The sequence below is a fragment of the Mageeibacillus indolicus UPII9-5 genome (assembly GCF_000025225.2).
GTDB classification, from domain to species: domain Bacteria; phylum Bacillota; class Clostridia; order Saccharofermentanales; family Fastidiosipilaceae; genus Mageeibacillus; species Mageeibacillus indolicus.
Genome location: NC_013895.2, coordinates 1,108,536 through 1,132,975 on the forward strand (window position 1 = coordinate 1,108,536; position 24,440 = coordinate 1,132,975).

Sequence of the window (24,440 nt, forward strand, 5' to 3'; positions counted from 1 at the left end):
GCCTTAAATCAGAAGATTTAAGGCTTTTTCATATTACCACATTTACCCGAGCAGAACAATTAATCACCCGGTTTCTGTCGGCAGTTAGCCTTGATTTTCTCAACGCCCCAGCCATATCGTTGCGGTTCGCTGGCCGTTTCACTCCCGGTACAAAGGCATTGACATGCAACGCGGCCCACCTCGCCCACGCGAAAGCTCCCCGGAACGAATAACATGCAACTTGGCACCATACTTAGTAAGCTCCGCATTAGTCAATGTATTCCGATCATAAACGACAACTTCTCGTGGCGCAATCGCCAAAGTATTATAGCCATCATTCCATTGTTCGCGAATCGCGTCCATAACCGTACCGTTACCTTCGCGGATCAGGTGCACTTCTTTTGTCCGCAAAAATTTCTTTAAAACATCTTCCATGACATTACTTTCCCGGCGAGTAACAACCTCACCATTTTTCAGGCGCATCGAAAAAACCTGCAAAGTATGGTCAACCTCAGGATGCAAAGTAAACAGGTCATAATCTACCATCGTAAATACTGTGTCCAGATGCATAAACGCATGCGATTGAGGAATCGTAAAAGCCAATACAGTTTCATAACCGCAATCAGATGTAAGCAAATTTTTCGCCAGCAGTTCGATTGCCCGCGGTTTTGAGCGTTGACTGACGCCAACGGCAACGACTTTATCCGAAAGCACGGCAATATCCCCGCCCTCGATCGAAGGATGAAGATCACGATCATACCAAAACGGGATTTGATTATCCTTGAACATTGGATGATGTAGCAAAATAGTTTTGCCGAACAACGTTTCCCGCCGCCTAGTCTGTGACCACATGCAGTTCAAACTGACCCCATTGCCGATGAAGAAAAAAGGATCGCGAGTGAAGTAAAGATTCGGCATCGGTTTAACGACAAAAAATCCGTCACGCTCAATCATTTCGTTGAGCGTCAATTTTGTGTAGGACGGTAGTTCAGTGCGGCGTACCCCTTCCATCATTTTGAGGACCAGGCTTTCGTTGTCCAAGGTGTAGAGTAACTCTTTTACCAATTCTCGTTCCTTTGGCACCGCAATATCTGCCTCTTCAAGAAAGGTTTCAATAAATTCTTTTTTCACCTCTGGATCGTCCACCGCTTCCGCAACCAGCTTTTCCAAATAATACACAGTAACGCCGTTATCACGCAGCACTTGCGCAAAACTATCATGCTCAATTTGTGCCATTTCAAGATAAGGAATTTCATCGAAAAGAAGTTCTTCCATCAGGTCTGGCGTAATGTTAATCAGTTCCCGGCCTGGACGGTGCAAAATGACGGATTTTAAGCGTCCTATTTCCGATTTTATTCTTATCGGGTTCACGTTCATAGCTATCCTCCTAGTCAATCAAAAATTGATTTAGTACTATTCTTAGTAAAGATAATGCCGTAAACGCCTTGACATTGCAAGATTATAAAAAGGCACAATCCCGCAACTGGATCGTGCCTTATCCATGTAAACAATCTTGATATTTTATTATTTTAAAACAAATATGCTGCTAATGAATGCGCAACTATGTGCAGCATTCTGTTATGCTGTGCGGAACCGTCCTATATGATACTTAATGTATGAGTTCCGTAAATCCTGCTGCTCAATCTTGACAAATGTTGTCCAGAACACGAGCTAAAACTGCATTGATACTTTGGGCGTTGTGTAGCAATTCATCTAAATCATCTTCACGGATCTCAAGTTTCCCATAAATTTTTCCTTTTAGATGGTCACACTTATCCCGCCCCTCTTCAGACAAATGCAATTCTACGGAACGTTCATCGGTAGCACTCCGCACGCGTCTGACAAAGCCAAGATTGCCCAATCGTTTACACGTTGTTGACGTATTTCCTTGATTGGCATGCAAAAAGGTAGTCATTTCCTTAATACTCATAGTTCCGCTGTAGTATAAATGGAAAAGAATCAGCACTTCATTACGGCTTAAAGGTTCATCTTTGGTAATTTCATCCAAGATCCCATTGATGCGGACACCGATTTGTTGAAATTCATCAGTTAGCCTGTCTAGCATTCTTCTCTCTCCTTGTTAACTATTTTGCAACTGATATTTTACTATTATTGAACATTTAATACAACGTTTTTTAAAGTATTTTTCATTTTAAATCCATTATTTCTTGAGATTATTCAAGATTTACGCTCGAATTCGTTAAATTTTAGCGGACGTTGCTAATTATTAAAATTTCTTTAATTAAAATTGTAAATAAAGTTGATTTTTTGAGATGTGTTCCTCGCCAAGGGGACGCAACTAAGAAAAAATCACACCCTAGATGATGCTAAGAATCTTACGGCTCAATTTTCAGATATGCCCCGGTGTCTGGGAATACCAAATATTTAAAGCGGTCAAGAGTTTCGTTGGCGACGAGGAATCGATCGCCCAAGCTAGTGATGCCACTAGTGGAAAAATCGTTAAGAATGTCTATCTTCCCATCAGACAAATTAATTTCCTGCAATTGCCAATTGCTGAACAGCAACGTTTTTCGGTCTTTCAAGTGTAAATTGCTGATGTTTTCGGCTTGTAACAAGCGTCTGCTCCGGCCTCCGTCCGCATCGGATGTCCAAAGTCGGTTGCCATCAGCGATATTTACATAGAATAAATTAACCCCGTTAGAAACAATTTCTTCCGTTTCATCCAAAGGTAATTGCTGCACTTCGCCAGTTTGCAGTTTATAAGACATGACTTGATAAGTTTCCGCCCGAATAGCAAAAATATGTTCGCCATCCATCGTGTAGGAACGGATCGGCATATCAAGACAAACTTCCGGGCGTAGGTTTTTTCCAACAGAGGCAATTGTCGCGTGCTCATCACGTAAAAGTGTCGTCAAATCAATTTTTTTCAACTTACGCCCGTCGCCGGTGTCGCGGTAAAAAAGCTTGGTACCGGCCAAAATCATGTAGTCAGCCTTAACGGCGATGATCGTTTCAGTGCGTCCGTCAGCCAAGTGGCGGCGACAAATATTTCCAGCTCGGCGGTCAACGTAATATAGCCATCCGTCACGCCAATTGAGGCAGGCGACCGGAATATCAGCGATAACTTTCGGCTTAGGCAAAGTCGCAGCCAACTCTGCCCTACTTTTTTCCAACATACTCGCCGGCCATTTTTGTAAAAAATACGTTGAATAAGCCGCGGCATAGATTTCCCCGTCAATGCGGATCGCCTCCCCACCGTTCTGCATATTGCCGATAGTCGTGCCATAATAATTCGGCCGGTTCTTCGCATTAAATTTGCCTGAAGCGGTTAATCTTTCGACTAAATTTGTGTATGCCTCCGCTTGATTAAGCATTATATAGGACTTGGCCAAAAGTATCGCCTGTGTTTCCGTCAAATCTCCCGTTCCGACATTGGATGATAAGGCTTTGGCAATTCCAGCGTAGTCACCGTCTTTGTACGCAGCGGCAAGAGAGGTGGAATCAAGATCAACCGCTGAGGCGTCCGAAAAAGAGTCAGATTGGGAAGGAGCAAAATCGCGACTTTTGTCACTCGGCAACGGCCGCTTAACTTGCAGATAAGGATAGTGGCCTTGCTTGATCTTCTTAATCGCATCAGTTTCGCCGAATATTTTTGTTGCCTCTGCCAGCCAACGTTCGGCAAGATCAGAAAAAGCGAGGCGATGCGCCATGGTAATCATGTTAACATAGGTAGTTTCACTCTGCTTGCGTCGTTGTTCCGGCAGAATTTTGGCAAAAGCCTTAGCTGCTTCTTCTAAATAATTTAAATCTATACTGCTCAGAAATAGGCCATAATTGACTTCCGGATCATCGGGCTGCTGATCTTTTAGCGCGGTAAATCTTGCAAAAGCAGTATAGCTGTCCCCCGATTTCAGTGCTGCAATACCTTCGCTGAACAAGCGGTCATCATTTTTCGCCTGCGAGTGGAAATAAAAAAGGCGGCAACCGATTATAGCCAATATCAGGACAACTAGGCAAGCAGTCAAAATTATAAATGTTTTTTGCACACTTTTCATTACTATGAACTTCTCCGAATCACTTAGAATTATTACGGATTGCTCCGTTTACTGAGAATTAGCAAATTATACAAAAGGACCAATTAGTATGATGGCCAAACTGCTACAGACTTGCAGGATAGCGTTTAATTGCTTTGTTTTTGTTCCAGTTTGAATTCAGCGTAATGGGAGCGCGGTAAATAATGGATGGCATAGCTTTGACCCTCTTTTGGCACGGCACTCCAACGGCTGACATAAAAAATACCTTGTTTCGTATACACTCTCCCTAATATACGATTATACGCCGTCACTTCTGCCGTCACCTTCCGGATTTGTCCTTGCACCAAGCTGATGCAGTCTAGAGAGCGCGGTAAAACCATGGCAAAACTAAGCCAGAGAATTATCGGTAAAAGTAATGCCGGTAGGAAAAATTGATAACGCCAAGTTATCTTGCGCTCCGCCCAACATTTAATTGCTTTTATAAACAAGTACAGGCTTCCGACCAAAGCGGCGACACTTATAATCAAAGATGTTATAAAACCGGCATAGTACATAATTTTTTCCGTTTCTTCCAAGTTTTCTGTGTATTTATTATTAAGATAGGCAGACGGCACAAAGTTAAGTGCGCAATACCCGTCTGTATTATTTTACCGTATTGGCAGGAAGGCGCAAGGTGTTCAGCAGATCGGGCTAATTGCTGGAAAAAAAAAAAAAATTTGCTATAATAAAGTAAATTACATTTCTACGGAGGTAAACATGGCTGAATTACCTGTTTTGACTATGTCAAATGAAGACTATCTGGAAGCAATATTACAATTATCCGCCCACTCGCCCAGTGTAAGATCGGTTGATGTCGCCGACATGCTTGGAGTGTCCAAAGCCAGTGTAAGTAAAGCCATGGGAGTTTTACGTGAGGCCGGGATGATCGAACAACCACACTATGGTTTGATTACGCTCACTGACGAAGGCAAAGCGGTTGCCGGAGAAGTTTTGCATCGGCACAAGATGCTCAAATATTTTCTGGTACATATGCTTGGCGTTGCAGATAACGTCGCCGAAGAGGACGCTTGCCGTATGGAGCATGTAATAAGCATGGAAACGCGCAACAAGTGGTTCGCCTACATCCGCCAATTTCATGAAGCGGAAGTTAAGGGCAGCATCGACAACGGGCTGCCAGCGCAGGAATCCATCAAGTAATCAGTTATAAAACTTAGCAACAACTTAGGTTGACTTAGCTGAAACTCAGGTTGACTTAGCAACTTATCTCAAACTAAGCTTAACACGACCGCCAAGGCGGTGAGCACTTTGGGTAATAACACTTTCCAGAGTGCCGATTCACCCAGCAACCTTCTGATTCAAAATTTTTAGATGAAAATATAAAATAGGCGAAATCTTGTACCGACCCCCAAAAGTTAGACTTTTTTAGCGTAGCAGTTTATATGACTGCTACGCTATTTTTATGCAGCCAAGAGTCTAAGCCTGTATTGCACTGGACTTAGCCATCCTAGTTTTTCTTTAATTCTTTGTTCATTATAATACTTTATGTATCGTTCTATTTCTGACTTTAGCTCATCATAACTATAGTAAGTAACACCGTAATAGATTTCTTGTTTAAGTAATCCAAAGAAGTTCTCCATAACAGCGTTATCATGACAGTTACCCTTACGAGACATACTTTGGAAGATTCGTTCTTCCTTTAGACGATGAGAGTATGCTTTCATTTGGTAAGCCCAGCCTTGATAAGAACTGTATTTTCGGCTCTTTCGAGTGAAGGAAGTAACTTGTAAAACAAGCTTTTGCATTATACGTTGTACTTTCTTTTTGTTTACACAGTAGCCTTGATTTCTTAACTCTCCAACCACTCGACGATAACCATAATCTTTGTGTGTATCTCTGATTTCAAGAATTTTATCCTCGATTTCTTTGTCAGGGTTTTCTCTATAGAATCTTTTCTGCCAGTACATATAAGTTGTTTTAGGCATGCCTGTGTAAGAGAGAAGGTCTTTTAGTTTGAATTCTCCTCGGAGACTGTTGATGACGAGTGCCGTTCTCTCATTTTTGCCTCGTCCTCTAAACGCAGCCTCCTCAGTTCTTTTAAAAAGGCATTCTCAATTTTTAGTTTAAGCAGTTCATCTTCTAGTTCTTTAACATGTTCTGCACTTGTATCAACTATTCTTTTTTCCGCTTGTTTTGCTTTACTATCTATCTTAGGTTTATCCAATTTTTTCTTTCGACCTTTCTTGCGAGGTTTCAACGCATCAGGACCGGCAGCACGAAAACGGTTAACCCAGATACAAATCATGCTTGGATTGTATATACCTTCTTGAATCGCCAAATCTTGGTATGAAATCTCACTTGATAGATATAACTCTACAACAGAAAGCTTCTTTTCGAAAGAATATTTTGCTTTTTTACAAGAACGCATTAATCCTTCATCGCCAAACTCCTTGTATGCATTAATCCATTTGCGTAACTGTGAGTCAGAGCCAAGTCCATATTTTTTAGAAAGATATTTTAACCCACATTTCCCATCCAAATATTCTAAAACAATTTTCTTCTTGAATTCGAAACTATGTTTTGCCATAAAAATACCGACCTCCCAATCTTTAGATTTTGGTCTAACTTTTGGGGGTCGGTACATCTGGTTTACCCAAGTTCGCCTATTTTTTTAATTCAGTAACGGCGCAAAGATAAGATGGTTAAGCCAAACTTCTTTCGCCATATCACATGGAATCAGCTTCCGTACCACAAGCTGCCTTGCCCCACAACCTTATTCGGATCTCAGGCTTTCCAAAGCACTCATTTTCATGGCACGACGCGATGGGAAATACCCGGCAATCAAACCTACCGAAGTAGAAATAACCAAAGCAGCAATTACCAACCAAGCCGGGATGTAGGAAACAACCTGGACGGTTTCATCCGTGGCACTGGCAAAGTTAAACAAACCGGAATCGCGCATAATAAAGTTGGCCAAATTAGATAAAATCAGCGCAACCACTGAACCGAAAAAGCCGCCAGTAAAACCTATCATACCGGACTCAAAAAGAAACAAATTGCGAATATCTTTTAGGTTTGCGCCGATAACTTTCATGATTCCTATTTCTTTGGTACGCTCATAAATCGTCATGATGGTCGTATTAGTGATGCCGATTGTCGCCACCAAAAGGGAAATGCCGCCGAGTCCGCCCAAAACTAGTTGAACCCACATAAAAACCTTACGCATCTCGTCAAACATATTTATCGGATTGAAAACCGACAAGCCCATATCTTTTAGCTTAGTCAAAACGAGCTTCACTTGATCCACTTTATCAACCCCGACCATCAAGTTTGTGTAGCTATGATTTTTTTTGTACTCACTGTATTCATATGCAAACTCTTTAACCTTATTTGCGTTGGCCGGATTTTTGCGGGCAAATTCCTGAAAAGCTTGCAGACCAGCTTTAATACTTACATATCCGGTTTGATCATAATCATATTTAGGAAAGATCTTCTGAATTTTAAACTTAGTTTCCGGAAAAACCAGTTTTGGTGTATCACTCTCAGCTTCAGAATCACGGCTACGACGATTGCCGCGGCCATTATCAATTTTTGAATAGTCAAAGGAATGTACAAGCATCTCATGAGCATACATTTCCTCTTCTTCAGGCGTGAGTTTTGGCTGAGTAGGATGTCCTTTTTCGTCAAATTCAATTTGCTTGCCTAATATTTGCTGCGTAATAAAGGACCCTTTGAGAAAGACCCCGTTTTTTTCGGCTGCGGCAATTTCTTCTGGCGTAACTTTCAGCCCCATGTAGGGCAAAATTTTCAAATCTACCGCATCCAATGAAGAATAGGTCTTTTTACTCTTAATTTGCACGGCCCCGCTCAAAGTGAAAGCCGGTGTAACCTCACCCACGCCCGGGATCTGCTTGATGCGCATAATCAAATTGTCATCCATCTTTTCGCCATTTTGACCGCGACCTCGCATCGCCATGCGTCCATCGCCTTTGTTACCGTTTTCAAACCCAAACACCTTGATTACCCGAATTCCATCGATGTTTTCAATAGAATTGTCGAGGGTATAGGTAATGGCCAAACCGATGGAAACCGTGGCAAGTATAGAAAACACGCCTATGAACACACCCAGCACGGCCAGAATTGTTCGCACCTTACGTCGCCACATGTTGAAAAAACATTGCTTAAGGATATCGCTAAAACGCATAAGTCCTCCTAGAAGTCATCCATGGATAGACCGGCTTGTTTCTTCTTCTTTTTGGCGCGGCGTATGAAGATAATTAACAGAATAATCAGGAGCAGTATTACAACGGTTACGACCCATTTAACCCAGCCATGGCCACCTGTTTCAGGCATTTCCTCCGGCGGCATCATCCCATCACCACTCGGCATAATATTTTCCTCGACTTGCACCGTATACTCTTTTTCCACTTTTTGCTCAATTCCGGTGCCGGGGTCAAAACTGAAAATAAACTTGACTTTCTTCTCTCCCGGTGAAGTAAACGAATAGTTTGCTTCAACACTTTGCGTCGAGCCGGGATTTACGGTTCCAACAAAAGTCGTCGCATTCTCGCATACCACGTCCTGCCCTTCAACTTTCATATACAAGTTGTTGAGGGTTGTCTTGCCTAGGTTAATCAGGTCAAAGGACTTAAACTGTGGCATGTTCGGCTGAGGCGGCATCCCTTGATTTTGTTGCTGCTGTTCGACAATGTCTAGTTTGGTTTTTTGCAGAATATTGGCGGTGACGGTTTCTTTGCCCTCGACAGCGTCACCGTTAGGGGTTTCATAGTACAGTTCGATTGTAATTGGTGTAGGCTTTTGCTCAGCTGATGGCAAAATAGTGAGTGGCAATTTTTCAAACACATAGCCGCCGGCCGCAACACTCGGCTCGTAGAAAGCATTTGATGTATTATTCGGCATGATGCCACCCTCGGAGGTCACGGTTAGTTTGATATTGCGCAGCAACTGATTGCTGGTATTTTTCAGTTTAAAGTCAAAGGTTACATTTTCGCCGGCCACCAATTCACTTGTTTTTTCGCCGCTTTCCTTGGTAAAAGAATAAGAATCGACAATAAACAAGGCTTTGGAATGCTTTCCTTCTTTGCCGTCCTTGCCACCAGTACCCCCGACGACCAAGGTCCCGGTATGCAACATTGCCGCCGCTGCCGGACCCTCCGAAACATTGATCCCGCCGCCAGACGAGCCGGACCCGCCTTTGCCATCGGATTGCGGAGCAGGAGTAGCCGAACCGCCGGGGTTGGCGCTTATCTTGATATTATGAAATTTATTTTCCATTTCGCGCCCGGCTTTAAGGCGAACGCTGAAGTCTTTCTTTGTCCAAGCCGGCAATACCGGTATGATAAAATTCTCCTGGCTCATGTTAACCATACCTTCCGGCAGCTGCAGACCGACCTCGACATTTTTGGCCGCCGCAGTGCCGAAATTGGTTACCGAAAAGCAGAGTTCAAAAATGGTTTCCACGTTCACCTGTTTGGGAATCCGTACGTCGGATATCCGCAATTCAGAATTCGTCTCCCAGACAAAGTCCTCATTAATCTCTATATATCCGGTAACCGTTTTGGTTCGTGCCTGATTGAGTGCGTCCAGCAATGTGTATGTAACGCTGTATTTGCCAGGATTGAAACCCTTTTCGATGAGGACGGTGTAGGTGATTTTCCCATCTTTGATGGTAAGCGACGGGTTGTCTTCCGAATTTTCCCCGAGCAGCTCAATCCCTTTGGGCAAATCTATTTTTTTTACTGTGTAATTATTTAGTTCTGACTTAAAAGCGGCAGTGATATCGCGTATCGTGCCGTTTTTGTCACGATAAATGCCTTCGCTGCCGCTGCCGCTACGTCCAATGGAATGACGAACTTGCAATAAATTTTCATTATCGACGGCTTTTATCATAGGCTTGCCGATAAGCATCACGGAGCTGCAGGCAATTGCCAAGCCTAAGGCGGTCAGTTTGGTAAAAAATGCACCTTTTTTCATATCAGTTCCTCATTTTAAGCATCAAGTGCTGCTAAAACTTTACCTTTCTCTTCTATTTTTACAATGTTGCCGTCTGAAACGGTAACAACTATATCCGCTGCTTTAGCCAGGCCGGGGTCATGGGTAACCAAAATCAATGTCTGATTGTTTTCTCGGACACAGTTTAAAATAAGCTGTAAAACGTCTTCAGTCGTATGGCTGTCCAAGTTTCCAGTTGGTTCGTCAGCAAATATTATCTTTGGCTCGGCTGTCAAAGCACGGGCTATGCCGACACGTTGCTGTTGTCCGCCCGACATTTGGGCCGGCTTACGTTTGGCCAGATTGCCTATTCCTACTTTGTCCAGAAAATGCATTGCCTTGCGGTTGCGTTCCGCCGTTGGGACGCCTTTAAAATTGAGTGGCATGGCCGCATTTTCCAAGGCCGTCAAGGTAGGCAACAAGTTGTACGCCTGAAAAATAAAGCCGATATTTCGTTGCCTGAAATAGGTAACATCGCGCTCAGATAGGTTCTCAATCGAAATTTTGCCGAACTTAATCGTGCCGCGAGTTGGTTTTTCAAGGCCGGCCAACATGTTCAGGAAAGTCGATTTCCCCGAACCTGATCGGCCGAGTATGCAGACTACTTCCCCTTTATAGATATCCAAGCTAACGTCGTCCAACGCAATCACCCGTTCTTCACCCATTCGATATACTTTGCGCAAATTGCGCACTTGAATTATCGGCGTTCTGTCCGGGTGGCGGTTGATTGCCGCTTGATATACCGGGATAAACGCCGGATTACGATGCAACGGTAGCTTAGGAGTTTCAGATTTTGGCAATGATCTATTCTTTTTCATGCGAACCTCCTTGTAATATATTAGCAAAGCAAAAAAAATAATTCATTCACATTTCCGGCAAAAACATTAAATCATCTTCAGTCGTATCAGCCATTCTTATTGATTATGTCAATACTTTTCTCGTAGAGCACATGGCTTTTGTATTAATTTTGTAAATATGCATCTACCTCGTATAAAAATAAAAAATGGCCCAGGCATATAGCCGGAGCCATCTTCAAATTCACATACCAGCGCAAAATGTACTTGCTTTAGGCTAAGAAAATTAGACTTAGTATAAACACACTCATTAAAGCGACAATTGATTGACAAACACTGGCAATCGGAATTGATTTGTAGGCAGTAGACGAATTCATTTTTGATGTAGTAACGACTACCCAGAAGAAATCATCATTTCCATGGAAAACCATTAGGCCACCTGCTGCACAAGCCAACATGGCAATAACTCTGCCCATGGGAGAAGCAAATCCTAAAACTTCCATCAGAGGAGCAGTCATTGTCGCCGCTGTAACCATTGCTATCGTAGCAGATCCAACGCATGTACGGAAGATAAAACCAATCAAGAACGGGGCAAGAATTCCTATTGTCAAACCTGAAAATGTTGTTGTTAAAATCCCTTGCATTGAAGAAGCCTTCAGAACAGCGCCGAATGCACCGCCGGCGCCAACGATCAAAACAATCTGTCCGGCTGTTTTTAAAGAGTCTGCAATCACGCCGTCAAAGCTCCACGCAGTCTTATCCTCCGGATGAATCCGCACATATGTGAGTGAGGCCAGCAGCAGACCGATCAACAAAGCAACAACAGGGGTGCCGACTACATCGAATACACTCATTAAAACCCCACTTAACTTGATCATATCACCAATAGTTTTAATCAACATTAATAATATCGGCATTAATATGGGCAAAAATGCTTCCATAGCCCCCGGTAACTTAGCATTTGTTTTAATAATTTCTTTACTAAGTTCAGCCGTTTCTTCATCCGGAATATAATAATATTTCTTACCGAAATAAATTGAAAGATAATATCCTACAAGTGTGACCGGGATAGAGACCAGCATGCCTAACAAAATAACTAAACCTAGATCGGCATTTAGTATACCTGCAACAGCTAAGGGGCCTGGCGTTGGTGGAACAAACATATGCGTTGCATGTAAACCCATGGCCATAGCTATAGCCATCGTTGTCATCGAAATTTTAGTGTCTTTTGACAATTTTTTTGCGATTGGACTTAACAAAACAAAAGCTGAATCGCAAAACACCGGAATCGAAACAAAATATCCGGTAATAGCTAAGCCTAAGGCGGCATGTTTCGGACCCGTAATTTTCAAGATTACTTCGGCCATTTTTTCTGCCGCACCTGACTTTTCCAGCAACGCACCGGTCACTGTTCCGAGTGCAATAACAAGCCCTATATCAGCTACGGTCCCTCCCATTCCGTTTGTAAAAGCCTTAATGAGATCTTGAAAAGCCATGCCTGAAACAATCGCAAATGTTGCGCTGGTGGCAATCAGTGAAAAGAAAGGGTGAATTTTAAATTTTACTGTAAGTAAAACCAGAACAGCTACAGATAAAATAAGACCTGCTATAACCATAGTAGTACCCATGTTTTCGCTCCTTTTAGTAACTAAATTTTTTAATTAATCAATCAAATAACTTTATTCAAATATTCCTTCCAAGCATCTTCCGGAACCAAACTGCCTCCTGTAGCCCATACAATCTGGGTGCCTTGTTGCAATTTTTCTGTCAGGCCATGAAGTTTGCAATAAGATTTACCTTCCGAAGTTCCCATTAATTTCAGCGGGCCATTAAATGCTGCACAGCTTGAAGGTTCAATCAAAATGTTCTCATTTGTATACAACAGCCTTAAGAAATCATACAATTTTCCGTCTTCTACGGTTATATCGCCGGAAACCAAAGTAGAGTCGATACGCGTAACGAAGCCCGAAGGGCTGGCACATGCTAAGCCGTCAGCTTCTGTAATTCCCTCAATGCCGAAATCATGCACATTGACTTTTTCTCTTAAACCTGTAGCTATTCCTAATAGGCATGAAGGACAAAGGGTCGGCTCTGCCCAGAATACGTGTACATTATCTTTAAATAATCTCTTAAGTCCGTAGGTAACGCCTCCAGGGGCTCCACCTACGCCACAAGGGATATAAACTATTAAAGGATGATTATTATCGACAACAATTCCTTGTTCATCCAGTTGCTGCTTCAATCTTGAAGCGGCAACTGCGTATCCTAAAAACAAATTAACTGATTTTTCATCATCAACAAAATAGCTGTTGGGATCTAAATCGGACAGTTTCCTTCCTTCTTTAACTGCTTTAGAATAATCGTCAATATATTCAATAACTTCAACGCCTTTGCTGCGTAACAAATCTTTTTTCCATTGTCTGGCATCTGCAGACATATGAACCTTAACTTTAAAGCCCAGTGCTGCACTGCTAATTCCTATTGACATGCCCAAATTTCCGGTCGAGCCTACTTGAACTGTATAATGACTGAAGAACTTTTTCATTTCAGGCTCAGCTAATTTAGCATAATTGTCAGTTATTTTTAATTTTCCCGATTTAATTGCCAAATCTTCCGCATGTTTAAGAACTTCGTAAATTCCACCTCTGGCTTTGATAGAACCTGCCACCTGTAAATGACTATCCATTTTTAACATAAAACGTCCCGGGATATCCACTTTATAATTCTCGCTTAAAGCTTTTTTCATTTTTGAAATTTGTTTTAACGGAGATTCAATTATTCCTTTTGTTGTCTCAGTTTCCGGAAAACATTTTTCAATAAACGGGGCAAATCGTACCAATCTAGCAGCAGCATCAGCAATATCTGAATCTGACACAATCAATTCACAGATAGGATTACTTTGTTCAAAAGGTAAGTAGTTATCATTTATCCATAACACTTCTTTTTGCTCTGCAACAGACTGCAGAATTGGTTTTTCTTGCATCATTTTTTGGGCATAACTTTTAATCGGCATGTTTCTCTCCTTGTTATTATTCATCGAATTCCACCGTTCTTGCGGAAATAGTGGATGGAAAAATTTTTCTTACACCTAATCATTGCACGAAAATCATAGTTTCGCCTACAATGCCTAGTCTAGGTCTTTATTTTACATTCCGTATAATAATTCCTGTTTCCATCAGGTGGTCGAGGACGATAGTCAAATATCATCTTGCAAGAATATTATCACCTATCTTGTTTATTGTAAATATATATCCAGGTTATTTCGTAGTTATTTTGTGCAATTTATACAATTTTTGTGGTAATTAGTCTATATAATTGGAATCCTTCTTGCCAGCACCGTCTGCTTTTTAAAGGGATTTATTCACAGATTATAGATTTGTACTTTGACTAAATCTCAAAAAGGTGGCTTTAAATTTTAAAAGCCACCCCTTCATCATAACTACAGTTACAAGTCTTTTGTTGTCTGCTTACTTTGCCATCGAACTCAGCTTGGCGGCAAAGTCCGTTTCCGACCAAACCGGGATCCCTAGTTCTTTGGCCTTGGCGAGTTTCCCACCCGCTTTTTCGCCGGCAATCACCGCGAAAATTTTGCTCGAAACGGTGTTAGCAACTGTACCGCCACGTGCTTCGATAAGTTGTTTGACTTCACTGCGCTTATAATTTTCCAACGTCCCAGTTACAGCAAAAATTTTGCCCTGCCATACCCCGTTTTCCTCGATCAGTGGCGGTGACGCCGGCTTAACCCCAAGCTCTTGCCAAGCTTGCAAAAGTGCCACAGTGGTCGGACGTTTAAAGAAATCAATGATACTCTGTGCCGCAGTTTGGCCTATAGTTTCGACACTAAGCAAAGTTTCTATATCGGCAGCAGCCAAGGCTGATAACCCACCTTTTCTGAACGCTACCGCCAGTTTTTTTGCCGCCACTACGCCGACATAATCGATTCCCAAAGCAACTATGAAACGATCCAGCGGCTTCACTTTAGCTTTTTCAATTTCGTTCAATAAGTTATCTACGGACTTTTGCTGAAAACCGGGCAAATTGAGCATCTCCGGGCGGTAAGCGGCCAAGCGGAAAATATCACTGAGTTCATTGATAAGGCCAGCTTCCTGTAAACGTGCCAGCACCGCCGGTCCCAAATCGGCAATGTCCAAGGCATCCTTAGCCACCATGTGCAGCAAGCGGCGGAAAACCTGAGCCGGACAGCTCAAATTGCCACAGCGCAAGTCAACCTCATTTTCTTTGCGGCGAATCAATTTTTCACCGCACACGGGGCATTTGTCAGGCATAACAAAGGGTTTGGCCTTCAGCGGACGCCGATCCAAAACAACTTTTTGTATCGCCGGAATAACGTCGCCAGCTTTGGCAATAAGCACCGTATCACCGACGCGTATGTCCTTGGCTTTGATGTAATCGGCATTGTGTAGGGTCGCGCTGCTGACACAGCTTCCGTCAACCATGACCGGCTCCAAGACCGCTAATGGCGTGATTTTGCCGGTTCTACCAACTTGCAGCTTAATATCTTTTACCACGGTTTCTTGTTCTTCCGGGGGATATTTGTAAGCTACCGCCCAGCGCGGTGTTTTGGCCGTAACGCCCAGTTTTTCACGATATTGTAAATTGTTTATCTTGATTACCGCTCCGTCGATCATGTAAGGCAAGCTGGCACGCCGCGTGGCAATCTTTTCTACACATTCCCAAATTTTGGCGAAATCGCTGTGCGCAAATGATGAATACACCACTGGGAATCCTTCATTACAAATATAAAATAAGCTTTCGTCATGGGTGGTAAATGTAATGCCTTCAACCCGCTGAATGTTGAACGCGAAAAATGACAGGTTGCGATCTCGGGTTATGCGCGGGTCCAATTGGCGCAAAGATCCGGCCGCCGCGTTGCGAGGATTGGCAAACGGCTTCAGCCCTGCCGCCAACTGAGCTTTATTCAAAGCTGCAAAATTTTCTTTGTTTAAATATATCTCCGCCCGCACTTCTAAATACGGCAAAGGTTTTTGTAACTTCAGCGGCAGGCTTTTGATCTGTTTCAGGTTTTCCGTTATCTCTTCGCCGACTAGACCGTCACCTCGGGTAGAGCCGCGTACAAACACACCATTCTCATATTCGAGCGACACGGACAGGCCGTCAATTTTTTCTTCGACCACCAGTTCTGCCCCCACCGGCAACTGTTCTTGCATACGCTCAACGGCTTCTTGCAACTCTTCCCGGCTGAAAACGTCGCGTAAACTCTGCATTGGAACAATGTGAGTAAGTTTGCGGAATTTTTCTGATGCTCGGCCACCGACTTTGACGGTCGGCGAATCAGTAGTCATATATTCCGGATGAGCTGTTTCCAGTTCTTCAAGGCGGCGCAACATGGCATCATAGCTATAATCAGAGATGATTGGGCTGTCTTCCACATAATATAAATTGTTATGGAAATTGAGCTCAGCTCGCAACTCGGTTATTTCTCTTAGTTCAGGTGATGCTGTCTTGTCAAGTTTGGCCAAGGCAGCCGCAACAGCCTCTTTAAGCTTTTTTTCCGGTTCCACGGTCGCGGCTAAGTCGGGTCGGTCGATGTCGGTATCGGCACCCTCTACTGCTGCACCGGGTGCTTGTGCTTGCAGCTCCGGCTTTACGGCAATAGTCGAATCATTCGCCAAATTCCCCGTGTCTTCATCAGCTGCATGATCGTAACCGATTGCGTCCACATCCGCCCACAAATCAAGTTGAACTTGCCGCGGTTTCATCATAATTCCTCAGTTGAATAAGGGTCATATTCGCTTAGAATTTCTTTCAACAACGCTACCTCTTCCGAGGTCAACGAAACGCCTTTGCCCATCTTAGAATGATCCGGCGACCAGTCACGAATATCAAGTTTAGGTTTCGCCCCGTTCCAGCTGACCACATTTACTTCCCGGGCCCATTTTCCCTGCCCGCCTGACAATGTTTCGATATGCTTTTTAATCTCAAATGTAAACTCTTTTTTTTCAGGCATATTAATAACCTCTCTATGCTAAAATAATATATACGATAATCCTAGTGTATCATTATCAAAAAAGCAATATTTATTATACAGGTAAAACGCCAATGCCGTACTTGGAAATTTTAATTGTCGGAGCTGTCCTTTCGGCCGGGCTAACTTTACTTTGGCTTAACGTTGAACCGCGTCGGCTGGAAATAGATTGTTTTAATCTGTCTGACCTTACCAAATTGTCTCGCAAAACCATCTTCAACGTAGCCGCTGCGCCCGAAAGAACAATCAAAACTAGCAATTCAGCCAATGCATCTGACTGCATCCGACTGCGTCCGACTTTGCGGATCGCCTTTTTTTCAGACTGGCACGCCGGTTACATGCTGGTACCGCAACAAAAAATAACTGCTGCCGCCACTTTACTAGCGCAGGAAGCCGACCTTTGCGTTTTTGCCGGAGATTTGGCCAATTCCGCGCGTTTTTATGCCGAAGGGCTAGCCGATCTGGCTCTGATAAGCAAAATAATGCAGCGGTACGATGTCCCTTGCTTGGCGGTGCGCGGTAACCACGACGCGGGCTTGACAGCGGCGGATTTCGCTGCGGCCGGCTTCCGTTTATTATGCAATGATTCGCTTGCTTTCAGTCTTACCGACGGCCATCCTTTCCTCATTTTCGGGGCGGATGATTACCGTTTAAGTCACGGCACAGCACTGAACTTCGCTCTTACCTCAAACCCATCTTTTATAGCTGACTTGCCTATTCATTCCGGTCATTCCGGTCATTCCGCCAAAGAAACCTCAAATGTGATAGACAACAATGTCACTACTCTTCTGATTGCCCACAATCCAGACAGTATTTTGGCCATGACTGAACCGCCGAATTATATGATCGCCGGGCATTTTCACGGCGGTCAGATATACATGCCGTGGCATTTGGAATTTAAGCTGCTTCGTCACGAGGTTTTGGGTCGTCACGGCCTAATCCGCGGCGTTCACATTTGGCAGAAGAGCAAACTTTTTATCAGCCGCGGTGTCGGGTGCGTATGTCTGCCATGGCGGTTTCTTTCGCGCCCTGAGTTTTCGCTGTTGGAAATCAACTTACCAGCAGAGTTAACGCCGGAAGCCAAGGCTAGTATGACCAAGTTGACCATGCCAGTTAAAGATTAGGCGAAGTGTGGAAATTATATAATGCAGAATCCGATCGAGCGTAGCAAACTCGGCAGACGCAATATCCTGATTGGCACATGTTTTGATCAGCCATGGTTTCCGCACGCAAATGCCGCCGCCAAAATTTAAAATAAGTCTTTGCGTTTTAATATATAGGCAACGAGACAGCACAAGACTACCGTGCCAGCCAAAATTATCAACAACCCGTAAGGGGATTCGGTAAAAGGCAAAACCACATTCATGCCGAATAAGCCAAAAACGATGTTGGGGATAGCCATGACCAGGGTAATCGATGTCAGAATTTTCATAACAATATTTAAATTGTTTGAAATCACTGAGGCAAACGCATCCATTGTTCCTGATAAGATAGAGCTGTAAATATTGCACATCTCCATAGCTTGTTTATTTTCGATAATAACATCTTCTAACAAATCGCGATCGTCTTGATAATTGGTAATATATTTATATTTTAAAAGTTTTTCCAGTAGCATTTCATTAGAGCGTAAAGCAGTCGAGAAGAAAACCAAGCTTTTTTCTAGAGCCAACATATCAATCAGTTCTTTATTGCGCATGGAAACGTGCAATTCCCTTTCTACTTGGTTGGAAAGTTTGTCAATCGTGCGCAGTGATTGAAGAAATTTCGTAGCGTTGCGGTAAAGTATTTGCAGCACAAAACGAGCTTTGTACTGGGTATAAAAATGTTTGACCTTCGTTTTAGTAAAATCATTTAGAACGGTCGCTTCGCGCAAGCAAACTGTCAAAAACGCTTGTGGCGTAATTATGATCGCCAATGGCATCGTGCTGTACATTTTGCGCTCCGTATCCCAAAACGGGGTGTCGACTATGATCAAGGTCTGATCATCTTCGCGTTCTGTATGCGCGCGCTCGTCATCATCCAAAGCAACACGAATAAAGTCGGGGTTAACTGCCAATTTTTCTTCCACCAGGGTAATTTCTTCCGGTGTCGGATTTACCATGTTAAGCCAAATACCTTCTTCAAATGTAGGAATTTCTGTCAAGGTGTCATCAACTGTTTTGTAAATTTCTAGCATATATTTTCTCCGCCGGGCGAACTTTTCCGTATAAAATCGTCGTATGAAGGTGTCGTATGGACTTATCTTTTAATAAATCAGCGTAAGCTTCAAGCTACGAACACTTTAATTATACTAAAAAATACCGTTCTTGACGAGGTTCCGCTATCCGCTATCCGCTATCCGTTATTTCCCCAAATTCCCCGACCGGCCCGACGTGCCTCTTTTTCAGCTAGTTTTAAACGTTTGGTATACTTGACATTAGGACGATATACTTTTGCTCTGGCATAGCCGTCCCGCACAATCTGTTCATTATACAATTTACCGTCACACCATACATAAGCCAATAAACGGTCGTATTTATCTTTGACTTCTTCGTCAAATTCCAGCTGCACTGTTTTACCGGTCAAATGTCCATCCGTGTATTGCGAAGCTTTTTTGCCGGCCGGCGTGTTTCGACGAGGATCGGGATGAACCGATTCCGGAGCATCTATGCCGATCAAGCGCACGTGAGCTTTCACCCCATCTGCAACCACAACCAAAGTGTCGCCGTCGACAGTTCTTTTAACTTCAGCCGTCAGCGTTGATCGTGGCTGTGGGGCCAGAAGTTGATTCGCTTTCGGCGAACCTTCTGCATTTTCTCCGGCTGTCGGTGCAATTGAGGCTGCTGTGATCCGGACTTTTAACGGGTCTTTCGCCTGATCTGTCGCCTCCCCTGAAGCCAAATCCGAGACTGAAGCCGTGGTCGAACTTGCCTCGGCCCTTACGGTTGTATGTACAAATGAGGTTGCTGTGGTCCGGCTTCTTTCCGAGTCTTTTATTGGAAGCTGATTGCAACCGAACTTATTAAACACAGCCACTATAAGCAGCACCAATAAAGTAGATAAACTATAGCCGGCACGATGACGTTTTCGTCTATGATAAGTTCGTCTTCTATCGAACGGGAAATTGCTATTTTGCATTTAATCATCCCCAAAACAATCGCATTAGCGACCGCTATTAAACGGCTGCCAAATATATTTTCTCATCAAAATAGTATATTTTCAATCAAGTAGCGAATGTATAAGTAGCAAATGTATCAAAGCCATACACCACTTTTTGTTAAAATAAGCGCATGGCTACAGCGGCAAATTGGAACAGTCGCTAAGCAGATCATCAAGTCAGAACAATAAGCAGGAGAAACTTATGAATAATTTAAACTATCGCGGATCAGAAAGGGAAGGAAACGTAATTTCGACCGAAAGTCCTTCCGTAATTTCCGTAATTTCCAACCGCCAACCGCTTTCAGCCCCGAATTCAGCCGGACAAGAACACTATGATGTATGCATTATCGGAGCCGGAGTTACCGGTGCTGCCCTCGCCCGGGAATTAAGCCGATATCAACTAAAGGTAATTATTTTGGAATCCAGTAATGATGTTGCCATGGGCGCAAGCAAAGCTAATTCTGCCATAGTGCACGGTGGCTATGCCGAAAGCCACAACAAAGAAAAAGGCCGCCTGTGCTACCGCGGCCGGCGCGAATTTGAACATTTGGATGCCGAGCTTAATTTCGGATTCCGCCCCATCGGTTCATTGGTACTGACCACGGATGAGTCGCAGTTGCCCGCACTTCAGGCGCTCTACGCCAATGGCCTAGCTAATTCCGTGCCGGACTTGGCAATTCTATCGCACGAAAAAATTGCAGCGATCGAATCAGCGCTGAATCCAGCGGTAAAATACGCGCTTCACTGTTCCGGTGCCGGAGTGTGTTCGCCTTATGAGTACGTCATCGCTTTGATTGAAAACGCCATAACTAACGGCGTAGAACTAAGATTACAGGCAGCAGTTACCGCCATCACTCCGACTTCTGAAGGTTTTTACGTATGGATCAATGGAAACGACACTGTAGTACAGACGCGATACTTAGTTAACGCAGCAGGGGTCGCAGCCCAAAAAGTTACCGCCCTGCTCGATCCCAGCTTGCCGGAAAAAGACGAGATCGCAATCACTCCCCGTACCGGAGAATATCTCTTGATGCGCCACGGCTCGGGCTCGATAATTAACCATGTCTTATTTTCAATGCCCACAGCCATGGGGAAAGGAATTTTGGTCACCCCGACCTATTACAACAACCTCTTAATCGGGCCGGACGCTCTAAATGACTCTGCCGCATCCCTGGACACTCACGTGGATAGGCTTATAAAAATTTTCGCTGCCGCCGCCAAAACCGTAAACGGCCTTAATATAAATGATTTCATTCGCAGTTATGCCGGGGCCCGCGCTGTCGCTTCTACGGATGATTTTATTCTGAAGGCAAGCTCATGTTATCCCCGCTTAGTTTATGCCGCCGGCATCCAATCCCCTGGTTTAACCGCCTCGCCAGCCATCGCCGTCCGACTGGTCGAAATATTGCATGAACAAGGTTTGCACTGTCTGCCGAAACCTGATTTCAATCCCTTCCGCCCAGCTATTTTGCCTGAGCGACCGGAAAATAAAGCTTGGTTGAACGGACATGAGCTATCCGCTGCCGTCAACCTGCCTTTGGGCGATCCGGAACGTTTAGTTTGTCGCTGTGAGCAGGTTGCGGAAAAAACTATCGACGAGGCAATGCGCCGCCCCATCCCCATCTTATCGCTTGACGCCCTGAAACGCCGCACCCGTACCGGCACCGGCTTTTGCCAGGGCAACTTTTGTGGTCCACGAATTTGCCAATTGCTGCAAGAAAAATACGGGCGTACCATTCCTCCGACCACCGATGTCGAAGCCGCCGGTCTGCGACGAGTGAAGAAGAAAGATTTACTCGCCGCTTACAAACCGGACGCTCCAAGCAAACCGGATGCTGCTAACACTTCTTATACCGGATCAATTTCGGCCGCTCCGAAAAATTAGTAACTTACTTAATTGCTTCGATAACTGCAGTTACCAAGCGTTTAAAATCGACAGCCACCCGGTCCGCCGTTTCCTGAACTTCCTTATGATTAAGCTCAGTTTTGGCCATACCGGCCGCCAAATTAGTGATACAGGAAATCCCACAAACTTCCAACCCCATGTGCCGGGCTGCCATGGCTTCACACGCTGTGCTCATCCCGGCTGCATCCCCACCCAAAGTACGACAGGCACGGATTTCAGCAGGAGTCTCATAATTTGGCCCAGTAAATTGCATGTATACACCTTCTTGTAAAGCAATGCCCAAGCTAGTTGCCTGCGCCCGGATTATGGCCTGAAGCCGTGGGCTATAAACAGTACTCATGTCCGGGAAACGCGGCCCCAGCTCATCCAAATTAGCCCCGATAAGCGGACTAGGAATATTGGTGGTTATATGATCGGTAATCATCATAAAATCGCCAGGCTTAAATTTGAAATTGACCCCACCAGCTGCGTTAGTTAAGAAAATCACCTTCGCTCCAAGTAAACCCATCAGTCGCGTTGGCAAAACGACATCGCTCATCGCATAGCCTTCGTAGTAATGTACCCTACCTTGCATAATTACCACTTTAACCGCACCGACATAACCAAAAATCAAGCGTCCGCTGTGTCCGGCGACCGTCGATTGCGGGAAAGATTCGATTTCCGCGTAAGGAATAACCTGTTCGACCTTGATTGTTTCCGCATAATCCCCCAAACCAGAGCCCAAAATCAGGCCGACTTCCGGCACAAAATTCGTCTTGCTGCGAACACTTTCCAGGCATCTCGTAAGTTTTTCATAAGTTGTCATAATTTCCTCCGTCAATCAGTTATAAATGCTATATATTCGCCGTACGCGAAACAATTTTCACTAACTTGTGATATTGTTCTTCATTAACATACAAATCGTGACCCATCTGAGTTATCACACCTTCACTCTCAAACTTTTTTACCGCCCGATTGATGGTCTTAACACATAAGCCAGTGGCATCGGACAGATCCTGACGAGTTCCTTTAACTTTCAGTATCCCGTCTTGAGAAAAACGCTCAAAACGATTGGCCAACAACATTGCCAAGCGATCAGAGCCTTGTAGGAACAAAAACAACCGACTTTCGCGTCCCTGTTGTAACAAATATTCCCCGATTAATTTTGCTTCCAACCGCAAAGCGTTGGGATCAGATAAAATCCACTCTTTAAACTTAGCCTTAGGCAATTTAACCATAATACAAGGAGTCACCGTTTGTAAGGTCGTCCGGTAAAAATCCAGATCCATAATTATTTCCATGCCGCCCATAGCATAGACATGATCAAATCGCATAAATTCGTGGGTAATTCCGTCGATGCGGTAATCTAAAGCTCTAATACTACCTTTGCCGACAAAAAATATAGTTTCCAAAGGAGTATTTTCTTCCACAAAAACATGTCCGGCCGGCATCGTTTCTATCTTGCAGGCATCAAGCAACCAAATCGGAGCACTTTGAAAATAACGTTCAAACTCTTCCCGCCGCTTGCTGTCGATTTCACGTAAAAATGGGAAAGCTTGGTACAGATATTTGTTACCTTTCATGCCAAATCTTCTTTCTTAACTTTGCTTTTATCTCAGGCGACGCGAAGGCGGTATCCGCCGCGTTGGCCGTAATTTGGCGTAACTCAGTTTCGGTAAGGCCAAAATTATCCACCAACAACGCCATTTCTCGCGTCAGGCTGGTATTACTTACCGTTCGGTTGTCAGTGTTGACCGTAACTTTCAGACCGGCTGCCAAAAATTCCCGCAAAGGAAATTCGTGGAGTGAGTCAACCGCTTTAGTTTGCAAATTACTGGTTGGACACATCTCAATACCGATTTTATGCTCACGGCAGGTATCAATGAGTTGCGCTTGCCCACTTATAGCAATACCGTGACCAATACGTCTGGCACCAGTATTTAAAGCAACCGCTACATTTTTATGATCGTGGCATTCCCCGGCGTGAATGGTAAAAGGATGGCCCTCTTTGGCTACCGAGGCAAATAAATCGCTAAACATCGACATCGGATAAGCCGCTTCATCTCCGGCCAAATCCAATGCACATAAACCATGCCCCCAAAAATCATTGATATCTCTGATCATTTGGCGGCTGTCATCCAGCGCATGATGGCGCATGACACAGGCGATTACCCCATAATCTATGCCAGTTTCTTGGCGTCCGGCTTCCATTCCGTCGATTACCGCTTCCATTACTTGGAACGCAGAAATATTTTGATTAACCGACTGCAGCGGGGCCAATCGCGCTTCTACATAAACTACATTTTCAGCACTTAAGTCCAACATAAACTGTTTGGCAGTTCGATACAAGCCAGCAGCCGTATTCATACATTGTAACGGTAGATCGAACTTGTGCAAATATTCCGCTAAACTTTTGCAGTCTTCAGCAACTTGTAGCTCGGAAGGGGCTACATCGCGCCCTAATAGATCGCTGACTAAACCTAGATTTATTGAACCGTCTAAATGGCAGTGCAAATCAATTTTGGGTAGAGCCAATAGTTCATTTAATTGCATAAATCCTCCCGTGCCGCCGATTTAAGGCGCGACAAGGGCAGTTACCCCGCCCTTGTCATCCTTAACTACTCAGCCTGCAT

The 24,440-nt window shown here is 44.1% G+C and carries 19 protein-coding genes and 1 pseudogene; 3 read left to right on the forward strand and 17 right to left on the reverse strand.

Going from position 1 to position 24,440, the window contains the following annotated elements; all coding sequences use genetic code 11:
• Window positions 1-138: 138 nt before the first annotated feature.
• From arcA to HMPREF0868_RS04985, 4 genes are all read right to left on the reverse strand, one after another.
• Window positions 139-1,356: an arginine deiminase gene (gene arcA, locus HMPREF0868_RS04970; protein WP_012993614.1), complete on the reverse strand. Its 1,218-nt coding sequence runs from the start codon at window positions 1,354-1,356 to the stop codon at window positions 139-141.
• A 262-nt stretch (window positions 1,357-1,618) separates the two neighbouring features.
• A complete protein-coding gene (locus tag HMPREF0868_RS04975; RefSeq protein WP_012993615.1) occupies window positions 1,619-2,044 on the reverse strand; it encodes a MarR family winged helix-turn-helix transcriptional regulator in 426 nt (141 codons plus the stop codon).
• A gap of 271 nt (window positions 2,045-2,315) precedes the next feature.
• Window positions 2,316-3,995, reverse strand: a complete 1,680-nt coding sequence (locus tag HMPREF0868_RS04980) for a DUF5050 domain-containing protein (RefSeq protein WP_012993616.1) — start codon at window positions 3,993-3,995, stop codon at window positions 2,316-2,318.
• A 125-nt stretch (window positions 3,996-4,120) separates the two neighbouring features.
• Window positions 4,121-4,588 carry a hypothetical protein gene (locus HMPREF0868_RS04985; protein ID WP_034574268.1) on the reverse strand — a complete coding sequence of 156 codons (468 nt, stop codon included), beginning with the start codon at window positions 4,586-4,588 and terminating at the stop codon, window positions 4,121-4,123.
• A 142-nt stretch (window positions 4,589-4,730) separates the two neighbouring features.
• Here HMPREF0868_RS04985 and HMPREF0868_RS04990 point away from each other — a divergent pair, with 142 nt between their 5' ends.
• Window positions 4,731-5,171 carry a metal-dependent transcriptional regulator gene (locus HMPREF0868_RS04990; RefSeq protein ID WP_012993617.1) on the forward strand — a complete coding sequence of 147 codons (441 nt, stop codon included), beginning with the start codon at window positions 4,731-4,733 and terminating at the stop codon, window positions 5,169-5,171.
• A 260-nt stretch (window positions 5,172-5,431) separates the two neighbouring features.
• On the opposite strand, the pseudogene HMPREF0868_RS08250 reads toward HMPREF0868_RS04990, so the two are convergent.
• From HMPREF0868_RS08250 to HMPREF0868_RS05035, 8 genes and pseudogenes are all read right to left on the reverse strand, one after another.
• Window positions 5,432-6,558 (reverse strand): annotated as a pseudogene (locus HMPREF0868_RS08250) (transposase).
• 186 nt (window positions 6,559-6,744) lie between these two features.
• The gene (locus HMPREF0868_RS07970) at window positions 6,745-8,175 is read right to left on the reverse strand and encodes an ABC transporter permease (RefSeq protein WP_012993620.1); all 1,431 of its coding nucleotides are present in this window, start codon (window positions 8,173-8,175) and stop codon (window positions 6,745-6,747) included.
• Window positions 8,176-8,183: 8 nt separating this feature from the next.
• Window positions 8,184-9,965: a COG1361 family protein gene (locus tag HMPREF0868_RS05010; protein WP_012993621.1), complete on the reverse strand. Its 1,782-nt coding sequence runs from the start codon at window positions 9,963-9,965 to the stop codon at window positions 8,184-8,186.
• A gap of 14 nt (window positions 9,966-9,979) precedes the next feature.
• A complete protein-coding gene (locus HMPREF0868_RS05015) occupies window positions 9,980-10,801 on the reverse strand; it encodes an ABC transporter ATP-binding protein (protein WP_012993622.1) in 822 nt (273 codons plus the stop codon).
• Between the two features lie 248 nt (window positions 10,802-11,049).
• Complete coding sequence (locus HMPREF0868_RS05020; protein WP_012993623.1) at window positions 11,050-12,405, reverse strand: GntP family permease; 1,356 nt, start codon at window positions 12,403-12,405, stop codon at window positions 11,050-11,052.
• A 41-nt stretch (window positions 12,406-12,446) separates the two neighbouring features.
• Window positions 12,447-13,814: a D-serine ammonia-lyase gene (gene dsdA / locus HMPREF0868_RS05025; RefSeq protein WP_242821308.1), complete on the reverse strand. Its 1,368-nt coding sequence runs from the start codon at window positions 13,812-13,814 to the stop codon at window positions 12,447-12,449.
• A 430-nt stretch (window positions 13,815-14,244) separates the two neighbouring features.
• Window positions 14,245-16,521 (reverse strand): NAD-dependent DNA ligase LigA, encoded by a 2,277-nt coding sequence (gene ligA, locus HMPREF0868_RS05030; RefSeq protein WP_012993625.1) that lies wholly within the window; start codon window positions 16,519-16,521, stop codon window positions 14,245-14,247.
• Window positions 16,518-16,766: a YdbC family protein gene (locus tag HMPREF0868_RS05035; RefSeq protein WP_012993626.1), complete on the reverse strand. Its 249-nt coding sequence runs from the start codon at window positions 16,764-16,766 to the stop codon at window positions 16,518-16,520. Before HMPREF0868_RS05035 ends, ligA begins: the two co-directional genes overlap by 4 nt.
• 92 nt (window positions 16,767-16,858) lie before the next feature.
• Here HMPREF0868_RS05035 and HMPREF0868_RS07975 point away from each other — a divergent pair, with 92 nt between their 5' ends.
• A complete protein-coding gene (locus HMPREF0868_RS07975) occupies window positions 16,859-17,908 on the forward strand; it encodes a metallophosphoesterase (protein WP_049779007.1) in 1,050 nt (349 codons plus the stop codon).
• A gap of 125 nt (window positions 17,909-18,033) precedes the next feature.
• Here HMPREF0868_RS07975 and HMPREF0868_RS05045 read toward each other — a convergent pair whose 3' ends face one another.
• Complete coding sequence (locus HMPREF0868_RS05045; RefSeq protein WP_012993628.1) at window positions 18,034-18,960, reverse strand: magnesium transporter CorA family protein; 927 nt, start codon at window positions 18,958-18,960, stop codon at window positions 18,034-18,036.
• A gap of 158 nt (window positions 18,961-19,118) precedes the next feature.
• Window positions 19,119-19,901, reverse strand: a complete 783-nt coding sequence (locus HMPREF0868_RS07980) for a thermonuclease family protein (RefSeq protein WP_012993629.1) — start codon at window positions 19,899-19,901, stop codon at window positions 19,119-19,121.
• Between the two features lie 223 nt (window positions 19,902-20,124).
• On the opposite strand from HMPREF0868_RS07980, the gene HMPREF0868_RS05055 reads away from it, so the two are divergent.
• Entirely contained in the window at window positions 20,125-21,807 is a 1,683-nt protein-coding gene (locus HMPREF0868_RS05055) for an NAD(P)/FAD-dependent oxidoreductase (RefSeq protein ID WP_012993630.1), read from the forward strand.
• A gap of 4 nt (window positions 21,808-21,811) precedes the next feature.
• On the opposite strand, the gene HMPREF0868_RS05060 is transcribed toward HMPREF0868_RS05055, so the two are convergent.
• The 3 genes from HMPREF0868_RS05060 to add are packed head-to-tail and all read right to left on the reverse strand — an operon-like array spanning window position 21,812 to window position 24,360.
• Complete coding sequence (locus tag HMPREF0868_RS05060) at window positions 21,812-22,633, reverse strand: purine-nucleoside phosphorylase (protein WP_012993631.1); 822 nt, start codon at window positions 22,631-22,633, stop codon at window positions 21,812-21,814.
• 28 nt (window positions 22,634-22,661) lie between these two features.
• Window positions 22,662-23,390: a Crp/Fnr family transcriptional regulator gene (locus tag HMPREF0868_RS05065; RefSeq protein ID WP_012993632.1), complete on the reverse strand. Its 729-nt coding sequence runs from the start codon at window positions 23,388-23,390 to the stop codon at window positions 22,662-22,664.
• Window positions 23,380-24,360, reverse strand: a complete 981-nt coding sequence (gene add, locus HMPREF0868_RS05070) for an adenosine deaminase (protein WP_012993633.1) — start codon at window positions 24,358-24,360, stop codon at window positions 23,380-23,382. The genes HMPREF0868_RS05065 and add overlap by 11 nt, the downstream gene beginning before the upstream one ends.
• Window positions 24,361-24,440 lie beyond the last annotated feature (80 nt).